The organism is Vibrio neptunius (assembly GCF_000967495.1).
Taxonomy (GTDB): Bacteria; Pseudomonadota; Gammaproteobacteria; order Enterobacterales; family Vibrionaceae; genus Vibrio; species Vibrio neptunius.
The window spans coordinates 55,671-74,113 of record NZ_JXXU01000021.1; the positions used below are offsets into that span (position 1 = coordinate 55,671).

Here is an 18,443-nt window from a genome sequence, read left to right on the forward strand (position 1 = left end):
TATCCTTTTCCAATCCTCTATAAGGGGTAGACCAACGAATCGGTGATGACATCTGGTTCGCAAATCACCAACCGTTCCGTGAACCTAGCGTCTTGATCGTCCAAACGCAGCTTGTCATGTGTCGTTACCGTGACCAACAGGCGTGCTTCATCGTGATTGAGGCTCTCATGCACGGATAAACTAGTGTCAACCGAGACCCACATTACACCACCTTCACGTCGCATGTCCGTGATGTGAATGTAGGACAGGGCGTGCTGTTGGCGGCGTTGACGAAAATAAATTGAGCTCAGTAGAGCACAAGCACGGTCATGAGCCATGCCCTGATTGTCGCAACGAACAAAACACAGGGGCCAACCCCGCTGAAGATTTTCCCGTGACGTGATGCGATAAGAAACGTTAGGGTCAAGCATGTCGACCCACTCCATTAAATGCTGCTGCTCTAAGGCCCGGTGGTACTGGGCATAAAACGCGTTCACACGTTGCTGTACTATCGGTTCAATAGATTTAAGATCCACACGCTATCCCTTTTTGGTAATACCGATAGAAGGCACGGATCGCCGACTCGGTCATCATATGCGGTTCACTGGACTCTCCCTGACTCGCCTCCAAAACGATATTTGAATCTGGACTGGCATGAGCCCCAGCTTGCGTGACCGCCAAGATCTCATTGTCGTCAATAGTCACTAATCCGGCAGGCCCCAGCAGATTGGCTTGACGTAAGCGCCGCTCGGTCAAGGTCTGAGGCTCGTCAGCATAACCGAAGAAGGTCCACTCTTTGATACACGCATCAGGGCCGTCTGGGATCACATGACGCATCGCCAAACAATTGAGTTGCTGGAGTAAAATAAGGTTGGGGAAAATTGTCATGATCGCCCCCGTACCATGCTCAAACTCCCGTTCGTGGTCAATAAGTTCCGGAGCCTTCAATCGAACACTCGGAGCGGCCTTTGGCTGTTCTTGAGCTTTGAAAGATGCCGTACTAACCAGCACACTATGGGCACCACTCTCACAAACTTCGACATGGGTTTCCTGATCGGATCGCCAAATACCGAAATTCTTAAAAAAAGAGTGCAATAATGCCGCATGAAACGGGTCCTTTACATTCTCTACCTGTAGTTTCCAGTTACAGTTAACTCGATGACGCATTTTGCCTAGTACTTTGAGAGGGCGGCCACTACACACTCGGTCAAAATAAGCCAGCATATTTGGATCCAAGTAGCGTTCGAAATCGGGCAATGAAAACGAATGACTGGCGAAGATCACGCCATGGCGCACCGTTACATTGAGCCGAGTCATACCATGCTCATGGGGATCAAAGGTGTCGGCCATCCCACCTCGACCATTGATACCATTTTTAAAAGGTATGCCTCTTAGCTCTCCCTTGAGATTGAAGGCCCACTCGTGATATGGACATACGAACACCTTGGTATTACCGTGAGCGTTATGACACATCTTAGCCCCGCGATGAGGGCATCGGTTAATCAAAACCTGAATAGTCTCCTCACGATCGCGAACCACTATCACCGGCGTATCACCAACAAAAGTTTGCCGATAGTCCCCGACATTGGGTAACTCTGCTTCCAGTCCGACATAGTTCCACGTGTCACCTTGGAATAGGCACCTTTGTTCTTGTTGATATTGCTCGGCACTAGTATAGACGTAAGAGGGCACCCGTCGGGTGCCTTCCTTAGGCCAAGGTTTCATCGTGACGCTCCTGAGACGGCTTGGCTTCTTGGCGCGCGTTGTTGGCGTAAACCGTCAAATCGGCGATGCGTGACATCACTGTCATTAGCATTGCCCAGCCTTTGTTCTGGATGTCAAACAGAGCTTGTCCATCATCGACGTCGACTGTTTCGATGAACTCATACCCCATACGAACATGTTCATCATCCAATACGCTGTGCAGATCGAAATGAGCGTGGGTCGAAGAATCAGCAAGAGCGGGCTTAACATGTTGATAAAAGAACACAGCCGATGCCTCAACTACCAAATGAACCAAGACCACTTTTTCCAGCTCACTCGCGGTATGCATCTGACTGACAAACCAGTTACTGGCGGCTTCCAGCACTGGATCAAAGACTTCGGCAAAGTCGTCACGGTTAGCTTTCAATTGGCGATTGTGACCTAGTTCATCTTCCAAATGTGACATCGTCATGTGCTCAAAGGTTTTTTCCGTCATTGTCGAAGCTCGAGCAAGAACCATTCGCTGAAAGTGATCAGACCAAACTTGAAAGCAGTCAAGGAACTTAGCTTTGGTTTGAGGGTGATCAAGCAGCCCTCGATTGACTAGCGCAAACAGCTTATGCTTGTCAAAACGTTCCATATAAGCCTCGTTGCGTGTAATCAACTGTGCGCCAACAGTCCCAGACAAAAATTTTTCGACTTGCTCAGGCAAAAATGTCGCCCAAGGGTCGGAGTAATCTTCATACAAACCGCGGCTATCAAACTGTAAGGATAAACCCCAGAACCCATTCGGCTCGGCTCCTTTAAATCCGTGCAAGCGTCCCGGTGGCACCAGTAAGGCATCGCCAGCCGCCATGTCAGCTTCAACATCGCCAGTTGTTCTCGCACCACCTTCACACATCAAGATCATCGATTCGACCGGATGAATGTGGGGTTCAAGCTCTTCGCCCGCTTCTAGGCGTACCCAAGCCATGGAGACTCGGTTGTCATCCGGTAAGAAATCGAGCAAATGGGGTTGTTTCATAAAATCTTTGACATGTCCTAACCAATGCTCGACGCCGTCTACTTCAATGGTACGAATCGAAGGAATATCGTCGCGCTTGACTAGGGTTACTTCCGTGAGTTTTTTCATAATGGCTTCTTAGTTTTTATTGGGTTGATGAAGAAAATAATTCCCCACATATACACACTGTTGATATGCAACATCATTAACAGGTGGGCAAGCTTATTGATCCGATTAAATGAAAACAACAATTTATTTATCAGTTATTTAGATCTGTGAAGATCATTATATAAATTTACAAAATTTACATTTTGTTGCATTTAGTTTCATTTAGTTTCTTTTTTGACACATCATTTCAGCACCCTAGTCACTCCACCTGAAAGGTAGGTAGAGTGGGATCAACGTACCCTTATCCAGACAACACTCTCGAGTATTTGCGTTCGAACGCGCAATCAAATCCGTCTTCGTAGACAATCAGATGTTTGTAGTCCTCTATTTGACCGATGCTCGTCATTACCTGCCTCTGACAGACAAGCTTTGTCGCTTCTTATCGTTGGCACTTGAGGACGATGGTTTGGCGCGTATTCACGGCCCTAATGCACATTTTAGGATCCAAACGTACACACATGTACTGGCTTTCTATGCCATATCGCTGGAGGAGCTCACAGCACTCCCAGCCTCATAAAAAACACAAATTCTTTTAATTCAGAAATTTAAAGTGAGGTAATTGCTTTGTTTGTGGCAATTTAAGACAAGTTCATTACACCTTGCCCGGTAAGATAATTACAGTGACGATGAACGAAGCGCAAGCCGCCCCCCCTCCTTATGCTTTTTGACACAGAGTTACCCTATGTCACTGAAATAGGCGATCCATGCCATAGAGGAATATTAAGCGCCCACCGGACAAGAAGAAGGCGCACACATTGACAATCTGACCCTGTCACTCAAGTGCTTTTTCATTCAGAGCAAATGGCTGGATACGCACGACAAACGGCGTCTTAAACAGCAAACATAGTCCTTACTGCTCGAAGAAACCCGCTTTTGTCAGCTCAGCCATAATTATGCCGCAGAAGCGGTTATCGACACTTTGCCTGGTTTGTTGATCCTCAAAGCTAGAGAGTTTCTAGAGCATCGCGATGGAAGGCCATCCGGCCAAAATCAGTCTGGCTGGACCCAAAGTTTGGAGAAATCACACCAACCTATCGAGTTAATTTCGACCCCTTGCACCCGAGAAGGGACCGTCAGTGTAAGATCTTCTGATTGGAAAATGACCAAGACATTCTGCTCATTCAAACGCTGAAGCAAGTGGTCCAATTGCCTAGCTTGGTCGGCCCGAGATGACGAACGTCGCACTTGAGATAATGTTGAAGATAAGTCGGCATATTGAGACAACGACAGTGTCGATTGCCAGTAAGGATAGAGTTTAAAAAAAGCCAGTAAGCTTGTGATACGATCACCTTCTCTTCGTATACCTCCGATGGTCATATCCTGCTTGGGCTGTGTGTGTCCATACGCCACTTCTCGCCCGTGAGGCACATGACCCATTTGAGGCCCGACTCCAATCATCCTGCGGGCAAACGATCGATTCTCATTGTTGTTCTCATAAGTGAACAACACGGGAAAAGGCCACATAAGGTTTGGTGAAGTATCGTGTTGAAATAATGCCGAAAGCGCCTCTTTTAGCGACCTACTCTGCAACTCAGCGTGGTTGAACAACATGAAGAAGTCACCAATCTCATTGGTCGAGACGGTATAAGTGTCTTCTTCACCATCAAGAAAGAAAAAGTTCTCTGCACACTTTTTATTCGCGCCCCACTCTGGGTGGATCCACATTTCGATCTTTTCCACACGAGCACAAGTTCCACTATAAATCGGGTGCCTCACTAGACGCAGAAGCTTGTCGGAGTGGACACTTACTTTAAATGGGCCCGAACCAATAGCTTGAAACTGCTCTTTGGGCTGTGACAACTGTTGTCGGGACAAAATAGACGCTTCTGAACGACTCAGCAAAAACGGTAAATGAGGATCGGGTGAGTCCAAAATAATGACCACACTATATTGGGATGTCGGCGTTACCTGCACGACATGATCATACAACCTTCGCCAATAAGGTAAACATACCAACCCTTGCAAGCTATCCGCCACATCATGAGCAGTTACGTGAGTGTGATCGTGAAAGGTCGCAGAGGAACAAAGGTAAAAAGTCCATCTTGTGGCATCTTGCTCACTCTTCCACGCGTGGGCCAGATTGCCCACCACTTTTTCGCCTTCAACGTTGACCAAAGTTTGAAACACTTCATGGATCAGGTGGCGCTCCGTTCGCTCGGTGGCGTGATGCGGATGAAGCGACTCTATTTTTCGGTGAAATGGCGCATACACAGCGGCCTCGTTTTGTCGGGAAGTGCACTCCAAATAGCGTTTGAGTTCGCTTGCCACGTCACGCCTATTAAACCCCAATAATTGATGAGCCTGTTGATACCGCTCCTCCTGTATCGCCTGATCGACTTGTTGATAGCAAGCTTCCATCGGCTCTAACAAACAATGTAGCTCCCCTTTATGCCCTCGCCCCCGAATCGGGGACCAAGTTAGCCACTGGCAATCTGTCATTTGGTTGAGGAGAGTACGGGCATGACGATCACTACACTTAAACGCTTCGGCTATGTATTCGATGGTCGTCTTCGTCTGCCCAGGTCCCATCTTTTGGAACAGGTATTCGTAACGTTCAAGTTTGCGTTTGTTCATCAATGACCTTTGGTGCGGTTAGAGTTTCCCCCAGCAAGCGGAGTCGCCATGGAGTTCGGCTCGACATTCTGCCAAAACTGGTCAGTTTGAAAAAGTTCATTAAGTCGATGAACTCTCTGGGCGGGCGTCAGATAAAAGACCCTAGCCCACAATCCAGTGGTTTTTTCTTCTTTATAGGTCGATTGGATAAAATGTGCCAAGTAGTCATGAAGAGTCATTCTGCTGTGTCCTTGAAGAAACGATGAGCCGAGAATAAACCATATTTAGCGAGCTAAAATCGGAACAAAGGGCTTGTCTATTCCGGTTTTACGCGACGTCAGCAATAAAGGCTGATGTTCGACATTTCCTCAGTTAGTTTTGCACAGGCTGATTAGGTTATACTAGCGTGTCAGAACAATAGGCGACCGGCAACCGGTTCGTTATATACCGACCGGGTACCTCGACAGTGAAGTTAACGCATTTCAAACATCAAATCCGCCGTGGACCGGACTACCGACATGGCGAACCTGCAACGTTTCAGGACATCCAACACACCTTTGAGATGGGCAACCTACGGGTTGGCCGTTGGGTGACACAAGAAGAAAAAGCGCTTGCGGCCAATCTTATCTACGACTCTCTGGCGGACTTGGCCTATCTACTCGCCCTTCCACCCCATGCCATTGGCCTGCGCGGTACGTTGAACTTCGCCTTTGGCACTGGCGGACGTCAGGGCGTGCAAGCCCACTACGATCCTTACCGACGTGAGCTTGCCTTAGCTAAGAATGCCGGCGCGGGCGCGCTAGCGCATGAATTTTGGCACGCCTTCGACCATTATATTGCGGACAAGGCCTTTAACATTGATACATCAAAGTCGCACCCGAAGTTTGCCAGTGACTGTTGGCTCGAAGACCAACCACCGATCGCACACCCCCTCAATGACAGACTGATGGCTCTGTTCTCCATCACCATGCTGAGTGAAGACACCCTCGACAAACACGACTATGTCACACGAAGTGTTCACGCTGATCGCGCATTAGCCCAGCGGTATTTTTCTGCGCCTACTGAGATGATGGCCCGTGCGTTTGAGTCGGCGATTGAATCGTGTGCTGAAATTAACAATGCCTACCTAGTGGCTGGAACCACCAACAAGGATGTGCTGCCCGTGTATCCTGACTTCAGACATCGTCAGACTATCTATCAGGGATTACAAGCCTATTTTACGCAACTCGGGGGGGCGCTCAGCCGTTGACCATATTGCGCAGAGAGTATAAACGTCTCAGTGAGGCGCCAGCAAACAGGGACGAGATTGGTCTAACCCTCCTATTTGCCCGCTATTGTGGGTTTGGTGCATAAAACCGCTAGTAAGCCAATACGTTACTGAGCAAAGACAAGACTGCTATCACCACAGTATTTTGAGACATATCCAAATAATCGTGACGACACCAAACTGTGACCAATCTGGCTATTTGAGAGAGCTCGAGGATACTGCTCTTCTGCGCAGTTATTGATCGCGCACGCCCATCTCTCTCACATAAAGTGAACCCGATCAGGGCACATCGGTGCCCCCTCTCGCCTTTCGTGATTAACGCTTAAATTATGAACAAAAAACACACGAATTGATTAGTAATCGTGCAAAATAAGAAACATGTTGAACACAAAGACACGCCCCCTGTCTCTTAAGTTCATAACCTCTGCAACCATAACAAACCCTGTGCCAGCGCGTTTCGGCGAAGTGGCCTGAGGATAATATGCAGCGTGTTCGACAGCCTATATCCAATAACTTTATGAATGAGAGAACTATGAAAAAAACAACCTTTATTGCACTGGCTGTGAGCGCAGGTCTTGCTCTCAGCACAGTGACCCATGCTGCCACCCCAAAAACTGCTTTTGTTCACCTGTTCGAATGGGGCTGGGAAGACATCGCCAAAGAATGTGAAACCTTTCTTGGGCCAAAAGGGTTCGCAGCGGTGCAAGTGTCACCACCAAACACAACGCTATCAGGCAACCAATGGTGGACACGTTATCAGCCAGTCAGTTATGCGTTCAGCAGCCGAAGCGGCGATCGTGCCCAGTTTCAAAGCATGGTTCAGCGTTGCAAAGCGGCTGGGGTCGATATCTATCTGGATGCCGTGATTAACCATATGGCGGCTTGGAATCGCTCGTTTCCGGATGTACCCTACAGCAGTAACGACTTCCATACTTGTACCAGTAGCGATATCGACTATAGCAACCGCTGGCAAGTGCAAAACTGTGATCTGGTCGGTCTCAATGATTTGAAAACAGAGTCGGAGTATGTCCGCCAAAAGATAGCCGACTACATGAATGACGCTATTAGCATGGGAGTCACGGGTTTTCGTATTGATGCGGCCAAACATATCCCTGCCAGCGATATTGAGGCAATAAAGAACAAGCTCAACGGCAATCCCTATCTATTTCAAGAAGTTATTGGAGCCGCCTCAGAGCCAGTTAAACCATCCGAGTACGCGCACATTGGTCAGGTGACCGAATTTGATTTCGCACGACGCGTTGGGCCAGCATTTAGAAATAGCAACATCGCGAGCCTTCGTCATATCGGACAACAGCTCGAACTATCAAGTGATACTGCCGTCACCTTCGTGACCAACCATGATGAAGAAAGACACAACCCTAATGGTCCTATCTGGCATGGCGTATCAGGCAATGGGTATTACTTAGCCAATATCTTCACACTGGCTTACCCTTATGGTTATCCTAAAGTGATGTCGGGCTACTTCTTTGGAGGAGATTTTGATGCAGGCCCACCAAGTCAGGGGGTTCATACCGGTGATGCTTGTGGTTTCAACGGCGGAAGTTGGGTCTGTGAACACCAATGGCGAGGTATCGCCAACATGGTCGCATTTCGAAACCACACAGCGGCAGAATGGAAAGTGACCGATTGGTGGCAAAACGGCAACGACCAGATTGCCTTTGGACGTGGAGGCCTTGGCTACGTGGTGATCAACAAACGCCATGATAGCCCTCTATCTCAACGTTTGTACACTGGCCTCCCTGACAATGTCTACTGCAACATCATTGATGCAGACTACAACCAACAGACTGGACAATGTTTAGGCGCACCAGATGCAAAAGGGCCAACAACGATAACCGTCAGCGGTGGCTATGCAGACTTCTCAGTTTCTGGCGATCACGCTGCCGCTCTTCATGTAGGCGCAGTGGTAGGAAATACCTGTACAGACTGTGATCCGGACACAGGCCCCGATCCCGTCACTGAACAGGAGATATGTTTTGATAACGCCCAACACTTTGCGTCGCCAACGCTTTACTATTGGAATGTCAGCGCAGACTCGACTATCGACAACGCAACATGGCCAGGAGTTGTGATGCAGCGTAAAAACGGCGTGTATTGCCACGACTTCGGTCAACCCATCAGTCGTGCTCAGGTTATCTTTAGTGATCAGGGGGCGCAACAAACGGACGATCTGACAGCATCTCAAGGAGCATTCTGCTATGCCTCCGGCAGCTGGGTACCGCTCAGTCAGTGTAGCCAAGCTGGCAATGATGTGTGGTATTTTCGTGGCACTCCCAACCAATGGGGCCTCACTCAATTAAGCTACGATGCCGCCACCCAGAAGTATGTCACGATCCAGACATTCAGTGGAGAGGAGAGTCCGGCCCGTTTTAAAATTGATAACGGTAGTTGGACAGACGCATACCCTAGCACTGATTACCTTGTCAGCGATCACACCTCCTACCGGATTTCATTCGATAGCGACACAAAAGTGATCACCGTCACCGAGCAGAACTGATCCACAACTGGGCTTCCGTTTACCAACAAACGGAAGCCTTTGTTGGTGATATGACAACTGGCCAGTTTCACGTTTCACTGTTACTCACGAGTCAAATGACGCAGTCAAGCTGACGACATGTACCAATCTAACAGGTGCAATGGTACCCTATGCTTTCGTCATCACGCGGACAGCACTAACTTGCCATGAACACCAGAACCGTGATCCCTAATGTTCAACTTAAGCTTGAACAACCTTGTCAAGCCATTGAGATTTCCGGTCAGCAAGAAGGCCCATTTCTTGAGCCTCATCGCCACGACTACTGGGAACTAGTGTGGTGCCAAGAAAACCAAGGCACACAGAGTATCGATTTCATTGAGTATGATAATCGTCGCCACCGCTTCTTCACCATAGCACCGGGACAGGTACACTTCTCTGAATCTATGGGCAACAACGTCCGTTTGCTCGTGTTTGCATCGGGTTTAATCGACAACCAATCGCGCGGCACTCACTTGATCGACCAAGTGTTTAGACCCCATAGTGGCCAGCCTCCTTATATTGATTGCCACGAAGAAGCCCTTATCTATTTGTCGCCGTTGTTCCATATGTTGAAAGAAGAGTGTAAACGCGACCTAGAGTTAATTGATCTGGGGTTGATCAGTGCCCTTATCGAAGGTTTTTTACGCTATTTACTGCGCTACGCCAGTTTCAAAAACGAGCAAGGAAAACTTCGCGATCCGAGGATTAATCAATTATTCGCTCTCATCGAACAACACTATCGAACGGAGAAAAAGTGCGCATTTTATGCCGATAAAATGGCCCTTACTAGTAAACGTCTCAACGAGCTCCTCAAAGCTGAGCGAGGCAAAACTTTGACACAATTGATTCATGAGCGACTTATCCTTGAAGCTAACCGAGACTTGGCACATTCAACCAAGACCATCAAAACCATCGGCCTCGAATTGGGTTTTGAAGATCCAGCGTATTTTAGCCGCTTCTATCGTAAACAGAGGAAGGAGTCACCGGCCAAATTTAGACTAAGATGTTCAAATAATACAACATAAAAGGCGTATCGTCCCTTACTTGATTAAGAAGATGTACTGATAATACCCGTCCACGTATCCAACATTCTCGGGCACTTTGTACATTATGACCATTGATCTAAAAACGAACCCAGTTTCCACATCTTTCTATCAGTACCTCTGGCCAGCTCTCGCTGGCATGTTAATAAAGTCTCTGTTCATCATGGGCGATGCACTGGTGATCGGTATAGGGGTCGGAGCGGATGGATTGGGCGCGATCGCTCTCATAACCCCTCCTTTCGCACTGTTTACCGCCATTGCCATGATGGTTGGCATCGGTGGCGCAGCCAACATGTCGATCGAACAAGGCACAGGTAAAACACAATCCCAGCAAATCTGGTTTAACCAATCCCTATTGCTCGTTATCTGGCTCTCTGGCATTGCTGTGATTGGCGCCATGATCTGGCTAGACGAACTGATTGCTCTCACTGGTGCATCGGGTCATATCGCGTACTTAGCCCATGAATATATGTCCGCCATTCTACCGTTTTTTGTGATCTACTCACTGGCTTGGGTGTTATCGAGTTTTGTCCGCAATGATACTAACCCCAAGTTGGCGACCTACGCTTTGTCGCTTGGAGCAATCGTCAATTTGATTCTCGATTACCTGTTTATCATCCCAATGAATATGGGTATGAAAGGCGCCGCTTATGGCACCGCCATTGCTCAAACTCTGATCGTCTTCATTCTTCTTAGTCACTTCGTGCGACAACAAGGAACGCTAAAACTAAACCTGCAAGGCATAGGAATCAGTAGAGCGAAAGCGATTATCAGTCTTGGTACTCCGACATTCTTTATAGAAGTTACTACCGCCATGACCATAGTGTTGTTTAACTACGTCCTGCTCACCCGATTTAGCGAACGTCATATCATCGCCTACGGCTTAACGACCAATATCGGCGTGTTCGCTCTGTTTACGATGGTGGGGATTGCTCAAGCTTGTCAGCCTATAATTAGCTTTAATCACGGCGCGAATCGTCCTGATCGCCTTCATGACATTTTGCTATTAGGAGGCAAAACTGCTATAGGAAGTGGTACTCTATTTTTGTTAGGTATCTGGCTGTTCGCTCCTGTGATTGCATCGTTTTATTTAGGCAGCACAAACGACTTACTTCCTCTTGCAACTACAGCCCTTACATTCTACTTCTTCGGCGTCCCACTCATGGGGCTGAATATGGTCATCGCCAATCTGTTCCAAGCCACCGCAAGGCCTAAACAGGCAACACTGATCTCGGTAAGCCGAGGCTTCATATTTGTGCTGCTCGGCGTTTTCCTGCTGCCCGTGGTATTTCCTCACGACGGTATATGGGCTAGCGTTCTATTTGCTGAATCAATCACCGCTGTGATCAGCCTATCCTTGTTATCCAAGTATTGTCCGAAGAAACGATGGTTTATTCGCTATATGCATAGGTAACACGGCCGAGTTGGTTATTTTCATTCTGTGCATCATCGGGAAGACGTTGCTAAGCCTCGGCCAAATTGCAAACTCTTAGGTACCTTGCGTCACCTTGAACTGCACGCTTGTACTGAAAAAATCCCTTGCGTCACCATTTTTTGGGGACATTACTTTAATTTTATACATTTATTATGAAGGTAATTTAATAACATAAATAATTGAAACACATGGACAAATTAATTATCACCGCCGCAGTAAACGGCGGTATAACCCCAAGAAGTAAGCAACCCGCTATTCCACACACCCCGAAGGAGATTGCTGACGCTGTCGTGCAATGCAGCCAAGCGGGGGCAAGTGTGGCACACATTCACGCTCGGGATGACGCCGGCCGGCCCAGCTACGACCAATCGGTGTGGCGCGAAATCATAGAACGCATCCGCGAGCGTTCTGACATCCTTCTCAACCTCAGTACATCGGGCTTAAACCTACCCCAAGATAGGCCGGAAGAAGATGCTTGGAACCACCTCGAGTATCGTCCAGAAATCGCCTCTTTCAACTGTGGCTCGGTCAATCATGGTGATAAACCTTTCATTAATAGTCCCGCATTGGCAAAAAAACTCGCGCTAGCACTTAAAGCCCATCAGGTCACACCGGAGATTGAAATCTACCATTCTGGTGTCATCCACGAAGCTGTCACGCTCCAGCAACAAGGTTACCTTGGCGAGAAATTAATGTTTGCCTTTGCGATGGGTATTCACGGTGGAGTACGCCCAACCTGCAAAGATTTGCTTCATCTGGTGGATAGCCTGCCAGCCAACAGTCTTTGGTCAGCCATCGGCATCGGTCAAGCACAGCTGCCGCTCAACACCTATTCGATTTTACTCGGCGGTCATGTGCGTACTGGTCTCGAGGACAACATCTATTATCGAAAAGGTGAACTCGCCACCAGCAACGCCCAGTTAGTCGACCGTATTGTCCGGCTATCTCACGAACTGGGCAGAGATGTTGCCACCGTGGATGACGCCAAAGCCCTATTAGGCCTCAGTAACACCCAAACCTCCCCTATCGCAGCGATAACAATTTAACCCAAAGACAAGGAATGACGATTGTGTTACCCCTTCAAACTGACATTCACCCGTATACACTGAGCACAGCAGGGGCACCGTTGAGTAACGATAACCCTGTCGTGATCCTTTTGCATGGTCGCCGACAAACCGAAGACGATATGGCGAACCTGATTGATAAATTGGCTCTGACGGAAGCGACGTACTACCTACCAAGTGCACCAGAGACTACTTGGTATCCACGTGGATTCACTCGCGAGCTCAACGACAACCAACCTCAATTGGATCAAGGATTAGAGGTCATCGATCAGATCCTTCAAGCCATACTCTCACAAGGGGTCAAAAGGCAGCGGATCTGGATCATAGGCTTTTCTCAAGGTGCATGCATGGCCGCCGAGTTCGTTCGACGCGCGCTGCAACCATTGGGCGGTGCCATTGTGTTCACTGGTGGCCTGTTTGGTCCAGAGTGTCCTGTGGCCTCCGCTCCGAAGCCAGTATTTGAAGGCATGCCTATGTTGCTATCAGGTAGTCACACTGATACTTGGGTCCCCGCCGAACGCGTTACGCAAACTGCCACCTACTTTGGCCAACTCGGTGCACAGGTTCATCTTGAGATCGCGAGCGAACGCGCGCATCACGTCAGTCAAGCGGAAATCGAACTTGCCAGAGGCTTGATCACCGCGTGCTATGCGCCAGCAGATGAGGAGGTGGCCCATGTCTAATGCTTACCTGTGTGACTTCATCAGAACCCCGATCGGTCGATATGCCGGCGCCTTATCCTCGATCCGAGCTGACGATCTCGCTGCGATTCCCTTAAAAGCACTCACTGAGCGCCATACCACGGTCGACTGGCACCGTGTCGACGATGTTATTTTAGGCTGTGCGAATCAAGCAGGCGAAGATAACCGTAATGTGGCACGGATGAGTTTACTGCTTGCCGGACTGGACACTGAAGTACCGGGGTCTACCGTCAACCGACTATGTGCCTCTGGGATGGAAGCAGTATCCACGGCCGCGAGGGCCATTAAATCGGGCGAAGCCAACCTTATCATTGCCGGAGGAGTCGAGTCTATGTCACGCGCTCCTTACGTAATGGGAAAAACCGACGCGCCGTTCGCACGCAACGCTGAACTCTATGATACCACCATGGGTTGGCGTTTTATCAACGCTAAGCTAGAAGCGCAGTACGGCGCATGCACAATGCCAGAAACGGCAGAAAACCTTGCCATTAAATTTGGCATCAGCCGACACGAGCAGGATCTATTTGCTCGCTCAAGTCAGACCAAATACGCGGCGGCGCAAGAACGCGGCTTCTTCTGCAACGAAATCGTGCCAATCGAGGTACAGCGTCGGCGTCAAGATCCGTTAGTGGTCGATACTGATGAGCATCCTAGGCTATCGACTCTCGAGACTTTAGCCAAACTTAAACCCGTCGTGCAGGCACATGGCACTGTTACGGCGGGCAACGCATCTGGCATTAACGATGGAGCCGCAGCACTCTTAATTGCCTCAGAGTCAGCACTGAGCGAGCACCAATTGACGCCCAAGGCACGCATCGTCGCCACGGCCTGCGCGGGCGTAGAACCCAGCATAATGGGCTTTGGTCCAGCACCGGCGATAAAAAAGGTGTTGGAACTGACTCAACTATCTCTTGACCAAATGGATGTGATTGAGCTCAACGAAGCCTTTGCATCTCAAGTGATCTCCGTGGTCAAACATTTAGGCATTAGTCCTGATGATCCACGCCTCAACCCCAATGGTGGCGCGATCGCACTCGGCCATCCTCTAGGCATGAGCGGGGCTCGGGTGATTGGAACGGCGATGAATCAGTTGGCCTCGCAAAAGGGAAGATATGCACTATGTAGTCTGTGTATCGGCGTCGGCCAAGGCATGGCCATGATCATCGAGCGCATCTGATTTGTGCTCTTATTCGGGCGACGTCATGGCCTTGGAGCCTTTCGTCGCCTTTCTCATTACCCACATTAAGGAGTCACCTCTGTGGAATCTTCCTCCAGCTCTACCCCTCAACTAGGGATCACCCAACGTCTTCGCCGTTTACGCACCACCCCGATCATACGCACCATGGTTCGTGAACATGATGTACAACTGCGCGATTTAGTTTATCCACTCTTTATTGAAGAAAACCTCTCTTCTCCAGTGCCCATCACTGGCCTGCCAGGGTTAACAAGACTCCCTGAATCCAAGCTGGCCGATGAGATCAGGACACTGGATGCGTTGGGGATCCGCTGCGTCATGCCATTTGGTGTCAGTCATCACAAAGATGACATCGGCAGCGACACTTGGCAGCGAGACGGCCTGCTCAGCCGTATGATTCGTACAATTAAGTCAGCATGCCCAGACATGATGGTGATTCCTGATATTTGTTTCTGTGAGTATACGACGCACGGACATTGTGGTGCCATTACCGATCAGGACGTGGACAATGACCAAACAGTGGCGAACCTAGTCAAGCAATGTGTTAATGCCGCAGAGGCTGGAGCCGATATGCTCGCTCCATCGTCCATGATGGATGGTCAGGTCGGGGCGATCCGTCGAGGTTTAGATGCCGCCGGGTTTAATAAGGTGGCGATCCTCGCGCACAGTGCGAAGTTTGCGTCGGCGTTTTATGGCCCATTTCGTCAAGCAGTGGAGTGTGAACTTCAGGGTGACCGACGCACCTATCAACTCGACTATGCCAACGGACGTCAAGCTCTCAGTGAAGCCATTCTTGATGAGCAAGAAGGTGCTGACATCTTGATGGTGAAACCCGGCACCCCATACCTAGACGTCTTAGCTCAGTTGCGCTCTCAAACACGGCTTCCTCTGGCTGCCTATCAGGTCAGCGGAGAATACGCGGCCATTAAATGCTCAGCACAAATGGGCGTCATCAACGAGCAGGAAGCGGTGTTGGAAACACTAACCGGTTTTAAACGAGCTGGCGCTGATCTCATTGTCACTTACTTTGCCAAGCAGTTCGCGTTGTGGCAGCAAGCAGCACCAAGTACGATGCCAATAACGGAGTAAGGCATGAGCTTAAAAGATTACACCCTATGTGTGCTCATCATGGCAATTTGGGGGCTAAATTTTTCTGTCGTCAAACTGGGGTTGGAAGCTCTAGACCCCATGTTGTTGACCGCATTGCGCTTTACTTTGGCAGCGATCCCAGCGGTCTTTTTTGTTAAGAAACCTGACGTCCACTGGGGATACCTCGCGGCCTATGGTCTGACATTTTCAGTTGGGGTTTGGGGGCTATCTACTTGGGCAATCGGTGAGGGCTTATCTCCAGGTATGGCCGCTTTACTGATCCAAACCAACGTAGTGTTCGGTTTGGGGCTAGGCTGGTGGTTACTCAAAGAGTCAGTCAGTCCTCAACGTTCAATAGGAGCAGTGATCGCCTTGTGCGGTCTTACGCTCAGTTTGACGGTGACTGACGGCTCTGTCACTTCAGCAGGTGTGGGGCTGATTTTGATCGCAGCCTTATGTTGGTCGTTATCAGGGGTTATACTCAAGCGCTCCCAAACGAAACAGGTGTTCGCCTTCAGTGTGTGGTCGATGCTTTTTGCCCCTGTACCGCTGTGTTTCCTGTCTTATCTTCAGGTGGGCACGCAAGGGCTAACTACATTAATAGACCATATGACATTGTCTGGGGCCTTTTCCATTGTGTATCAGGCGTACTTCACCACCTTATTTGGCTACTGGATTTGGAATAAATTGGTGATGTCTTATCACCTATCACACGTTGCTCCATTTACACTTCTTGTGCCCCTGTTTGCCTTATTTGGTTCAAGTGTTTGGTTTGATGAGGTAATTACTACCCAAAAAGTGGTAAGCTGTAGCCTGATTGCCCTAGGGCTATTGATTGGCAGTCTCCCTGCCACAAAGTTCACCACGCTCGCTCAACGTCTGAGAAAAGCGTAGACCGACACGTACAACAAAGGAAGGTGCGTATTTTCACTCATCGTCAACCGTGCGTTCAGACCGCACGTCAGCTTATGGATCGCATTTGGAATGACAAAGTGACAGAGGCCGTTACCGACGTTATGACCTCTAACACTGTGATTGAAAGCCCGCTTCAACTGTCGGTCGGTTCCAGCTCTTTTTGTGAGACATTGAAAGTGTGGCAACGCGCCTTTCCGACGCTCGAATACAGGGAAGACCGAGTAACCACCTTCGACAACAACATCGTTATCGAATGGAGTGCCAAAGGCACACATTTAGGTGAATTTCTGGGCGTGTCCGCGACAGGCAAAGGACTGGTTTATCAGGGCCGCTCCCAATTGACGTTCGTCAATAATAAAGTCAGTCACTATGCGTCCGTTGTCGATACAAAAGGCCTGCTAAATCAGCTAATCGATGGCTATGCACCGAGCTCAGCATCGATGAAGTCAAACAAGGTGTCAGATGAATTGTATTCGATCATACCGCAATTTCTTTCTCCATTCTTAACTCGCCGTCAAGTCGAGTGCCTGTCGCTCTCGACCCTGAGTTTGTCAGTCAAAGAAGTAGCGTCGACGCTGCACATCAAAGACAGTTCGGTGCAAACCCACCTCAAGCGCGCCTTCGAGTTGCTCAACGTCAGCAACAAAAAAATGTTTATGGCCTACATCTGTGAAAACAATACGATTGAACTGCTGATCCGAATGGGCCTCTACCTCAAACAAGCCGCCTAGTGCGCTCAAGAGTTAGTTAGCCACATACAAAACTGAGGAGTGAGAGCGAAACACACAAACCTGCAACAGCTCAAATTGTCAGACGCAGCACGTCCATAACATTCGGCTTATCTATGCGTTAGACAATTTTTTTGAGGACACACTTAGCGTGATCATGAATCCGAGCCTGCTGCGATTCATATCGACTAGTGTCTTAGTGTTCAGAGCGCAAAGCCTTGATTTGACCGTAAAGCTCGTCCGCTTCTGCGGTCAGCCGCGAGTAGGTGCGAATATCTCCACGTCGTTGGGCTTGCATCGCTTGTTCAAGCAGCATGGAATGACGTTTCTTGAGCTTTTTCATCGGATTACTTTTAAGAAATGAAAACATTGTGACCTTCTTTGGTGTATTTTTTTACTCTATACGCACCCTCTCATCATTTAGGTCAAATATCCCCTATATTAGACGACATACACATGGCAAGCATCCACTGAATTTTGAGCCACCACCCTCGGATTCGGCCCTACCACGTTCTATCCAAGTCTTCACTGTAGAGTAGAATCGCACGCTGATAGGCGCTAATCGCATCGCTGTTAGTGGTCGATACAAGCAGCTCTAGCAATAACTCAACGGCTTGTTTAGAGCGGCCGACATTGTACAGGCACATCGCGTAGAAAGGACGCACCTCAATGGCATCTGGGTACTCACTCAGCGTTTGTTCAAAATAGTTCAAAGCGCTGGCGTACTCCCCTAGACTTCGATAAGTACTGGCCAAGCCAAATAATGCATCTAGACGCTCACTACTGGACAACTGCCCCGCCAGCGACGCTAAGTAATGCTTAATAGCTTCTTGCTCTTTGCCCTCATTGTCATAGGACCACGCGATCTGCAGATGCGCTTTGGCAGCATAATCTTCATTAGTCAATAATGAACCCAACAAGGATCTGGACTCACAGTAATTTTCGTCTCGGCGCAACTTAATCGCCTGATTAATGATATCTTCCATACATTCCTCTTGGTATTAGCCCCGTTGCTAAACGTTGTGCGGCCTCAATGAGTGTCAGTGGTCCTGTAGGACATTTT

General features: G+C 48.9%; 17 protein-coding genes. 11 read left to right on the forward strand and 6 right to left on the reverse strand.

Translation table 11 applies throughout. From position 1 onward, the window contains the following. Positions 1-17: 17 nt before the first annotated feature. From TW84_RS08220 to TW84_RS08230, 3 genes are read right to left on the reverse strand one after another with little or no spacing between them, the layout of a single operon-like run. A complete protein-coding gene (locus TW84_RS08220; protein ID WP_045975175.1) occupies positions 18-515 on the reverse strand; it encodes a nuclear transport factor 2 family protein in 498 nt (165 codons plus the stop codon). Continuing rightward, positions 505-1,704, reverse strand: coding sequence for an aromatic ring-hydroxylating oxygenase subunit alpha (locus tag TW84_RS08225; protein WP_045975176.1), 1,200 nt, complete (start codon positions 1,702-1,704; stop codon positions 505-507). Before TW84_RS08225 ends, TW84_RS08220 begins: the two co-directional genes overlap by 11 nt. Continuing rightward, a complete protein-coding gene (locus tag TW84_RS08230; RefSeq protein WP_045975177.1) occupies positions 1,688-2,815 on the reverse strand; it encodes a cupin domain-containing protein in 1,128 nt (375 codons plus the stop codon). The genes TW84_RS08225 and TW84_RS08230 overlap by 17 nt, the downstream gene beginning before the upstream one ends. 349 nt (positions 2,816-3,164) lie before the next feature. Between TW84_RS08230 and TW84_RS24330 the strand changes: the two genes are divergently transcribed. After that, positions 3,165-3,371 (forward strand): hypothetical protein, encoded by a 207-nt coding sequence (locus TW84_RS24330; protein ID WP_157634017.1) that lies wholly within the window; start codon positions 3,165-3,167, stop codon positions 3,369-3,371. A 473-nt stretch (positions 3,372-3,844) separates the two neighbouring features. Here the strand turns inward: TW84_RS24330 and TW84_RS08235 are convergent, their stop codons facing one another. Then, complete coding sequence (locus tag TW84_RS08235; RefSeq protein ID WP_052707899.1) at positions 3,845-5,428, reverse strand: SgrR family transcriptional regulator; 1,584 nt, start codon at positions 5,426-5,428, stop codon at positions 3,845-3,847. A 445-nt stretch (positions 5,429-5,873) separates the two neighbouring features. On the opposite strand from TW84_RS08235, the gene TW84_RS08245 reads away from it, so the two are divergent. From TW84_RS08245 to TW84_RS08290, 10 genes are all read left to right on the forward strand, one after another. Then, on the forward strand, positions 5,874-6,656 hold the full coding sequence (locus TW84_RS08245) for a CLCA_X family protein (RefSeq protein WP_045975180.1): 783 nt from the start codon (positions 5,874-5,876) through the stop codon (positions 6,654-6,656). Positions 6,657-7,206: 550 nt separating this feature from the next. Beyond that, positions 7,207-9,192 carry a starch-binding protein gene (locus tag TW84_RS08250; RefSeq protein ID WP_045975181.1) on the forward strand — a complete coding sequence of 662 codons (1,986 nt, stop codon included), beginning with the start codon at positions 7,207-7,209 and terminating at the stop codon, positions 9,190-9,192. 185 nt (positions 9,193-9,377) lie between these two features. Next, complete coding sequence (locus tag TW84_RS08255; protein ID WP_045975182.1) at positions 9,378-10,235, forward strand: helix-turn-helix domain-containing protein; 858 nt, start codon at positions 9,378-9,380, stop codon at positions 10,233-10,235. A gap of 85 nt (positions 10,236-10,320) precedes the next feature. Continuing rightward, on the forward strand, positions 10,321-11,667 hold the full coding sequence (locus TW84_RS08260; RefSeq protein ID WP_045975183.1) for an MATE family efflux transporter: 1,347 nt from the start codon (positions 10,321-10,323) through the stop codon (positions 11,665-11,667). A 209-nt stretch (positions 11,668-11,876) separates the two neighbouring features. Beyond that, the gene (locus TW84_RS08265; RefSeq protein ID WP_045975184.1) at positions 11,877-12,734 is read left to right on the forward strand and encodes a beta-keto acid cleavage family enzyme; all 858 of its coding nucleotides are present in this window, start codon (positions 11,877-11,879) and stop codon (positions 12,732-12,734) included. Positions 12,735-12,748: 14 nt separating this feature from the next. Beyond that, positions 12,749-13,435, forward strand: coding sequence for an alpha/beta hydrolase (locus TW84_RS08270; protein ID WP_045975185.1), 687 nt, complete (start codon positions 12,749-12,751; stop codon positions 13,433-13,435). After that, a complete protein-coding gene (gene pcaF / locus TW84_RS08275; protein ID WP_045975186.1) occupies positions 13,428-14,630 on the forward strand; it encodes a 3-oxoadipyl-CoA thiolase in 1,203 nt (400 codons plus the stop codon). Before TW84_RS08270 ends, pcaF begins: the two co-directional genes overlap by 8 nt. Positions 14,631-14,711: 81 nt before the next feature. Next, a complete protein-coding gene (hemB, locus tag TW84_RS08280) occupies positions 14,712-15,737 on the forward strand; it encodes a porphobilinogen synthase (protein ID WP_045975187.1) in 1,026 nt (341 codons plus the stop codon). A gap of 3 nt (positions 15,738-15,740) precedes the next feature. Further along, positions 15,741-16,631 carry an EamA family transporter gene (locus tag TW84_RS08285; RefSeq protein ID WP_045975188.1) on the forward strand — a complete coding sequence of 297 codons (891 nt, stop codon included), beginning with the start codon at positions 15,741-15,743 and terminating at the stop codon, positions 16,629-16,631. A gap of 23 nt (positions 16,632-16,654) precedes the next feature. Beyond that, positions 16,655-17,383 (forward strand): ester cyclase, encoded by a 729-nt coding sequence (locus TW84_RS08290; RefSeq protein WP_045975189.1) that lies wholly within the window; start codon positions 16,655-16,657, stop codon positions 17,381-17,383. 193 nt (positions 17,384-17,576) lie between these two features. On the opposite strand, the gene TW84_RS24335 is transcribed toward TW84_RS08290, so the two are convergent. After that, positions 17,577-17,750: a DUF6435 family protein gene (locus TW84_RS24335; protein WP_157634018.1), complete on the reverse strand. Its 174-nt coding sequence runs from the start codon at positions 17,748-17,750 to the stop codon at positions 17,577-17,579. A 133-nt stretch (positions 17,751-17,883) separates the two neighbouring features. Next, positions 17,884-18,366, reverse strand: coding sequence for a tetratricopeptide repeat protein (locus TW84_RS08295; RefSeq protein WP_045975190.1), 483 nt, complete (start codon positions 18,364-18,366; stop codon positions 17,884-17,886). Positions 18,367-18,443 lie beyond the last annotated feature (77 nt).

Coding starts and splice junctions, on each gene's coding strand:
- TW84_RS08225 (WP_045975176.1), bottom strand. CDS start 1,704: ATGAAACCTTGGCCTAAGGAAGGCACCCGACGGGTGCCCTCTTACGTC.
- TW84_RS08230 (WP_045975177.1), bottom strand. CDS start 2,815: ATGAAAAAACTCACGGAAGTAACCCTAGTCAAGCGCGACGATATTCCT.
- TW84_RS24330 (WP_157634017.1), top strand. CDS start 3,165: ATGTTTGTAGTCCTCTATTTGACCGATGCTCGTCATTACCTGCCTCTG.
- TW84_RS08235 (WP_052707899.1), bottom strand. CDS start 5,428: ATGAACAAACGCAAACTTGAACGTTACGAATACCTGTTCCAAAAGATG.
- TW84_RS08250 (WP_045975181.1), top strand. CDS start 7,207: ATGAAAAAAACAACCTTTATTGCACTGGCTGTGAGCGCAGGTCTTGCT.
- TW84_RS08255 (WP_045975182.1), top strand. CDS start 9,378: ATGAACACCAGAACCGTGATCCCTAATGTTCAACTTAAGCTTGAACAA.
- TW84_RS08260 (WP_045975183.1), top strand. CDS start 10,321: ATGACCATTGATCTAAAAACGAACCCAGTTTCCACATCTTTCTATCAG.
- TW84_RS08265 (WP_045975184.1), top strand. CDS start 11,877: ATGGACAAATTAATTATCACCGCCGCAGTAAACGGCGGTATAACCCCA.
- TW84_RS08270 (WP_045975185.1), top strand. CDS start 12,749: ATGACGATTGTGTTACCCCTTCAAACTGACATTCACCCGTATACACTG.
- pcaF (WP_045975186.1), top strand. CDS start 13,428: ATGTCTAATGCTTACCTGTGTGACTTCATCAGAACCCCGATCGGTCGA.
- TW84_RS08285 (WP_045975188.1), top strand. CDS start 15,741: ATGAGCTTAAAAGATTACACCCTATGTGTGCTCATCATGGCAATTTGG.
- TW84_RS24335 (WP_157634018.1), bottom strand. CDS start 17,750: ATGTTTTCATTTCTTAAAAGTAATCCGATGAAAAAGCTCAAGAAACGT.
- TW84_RS08295 (WP_045975190.1), bottom strand. CDS start 18,366: ATGGAAGATATCATTAATCAGGCGATTAAGTTGCGCCGAGACGAAAAT.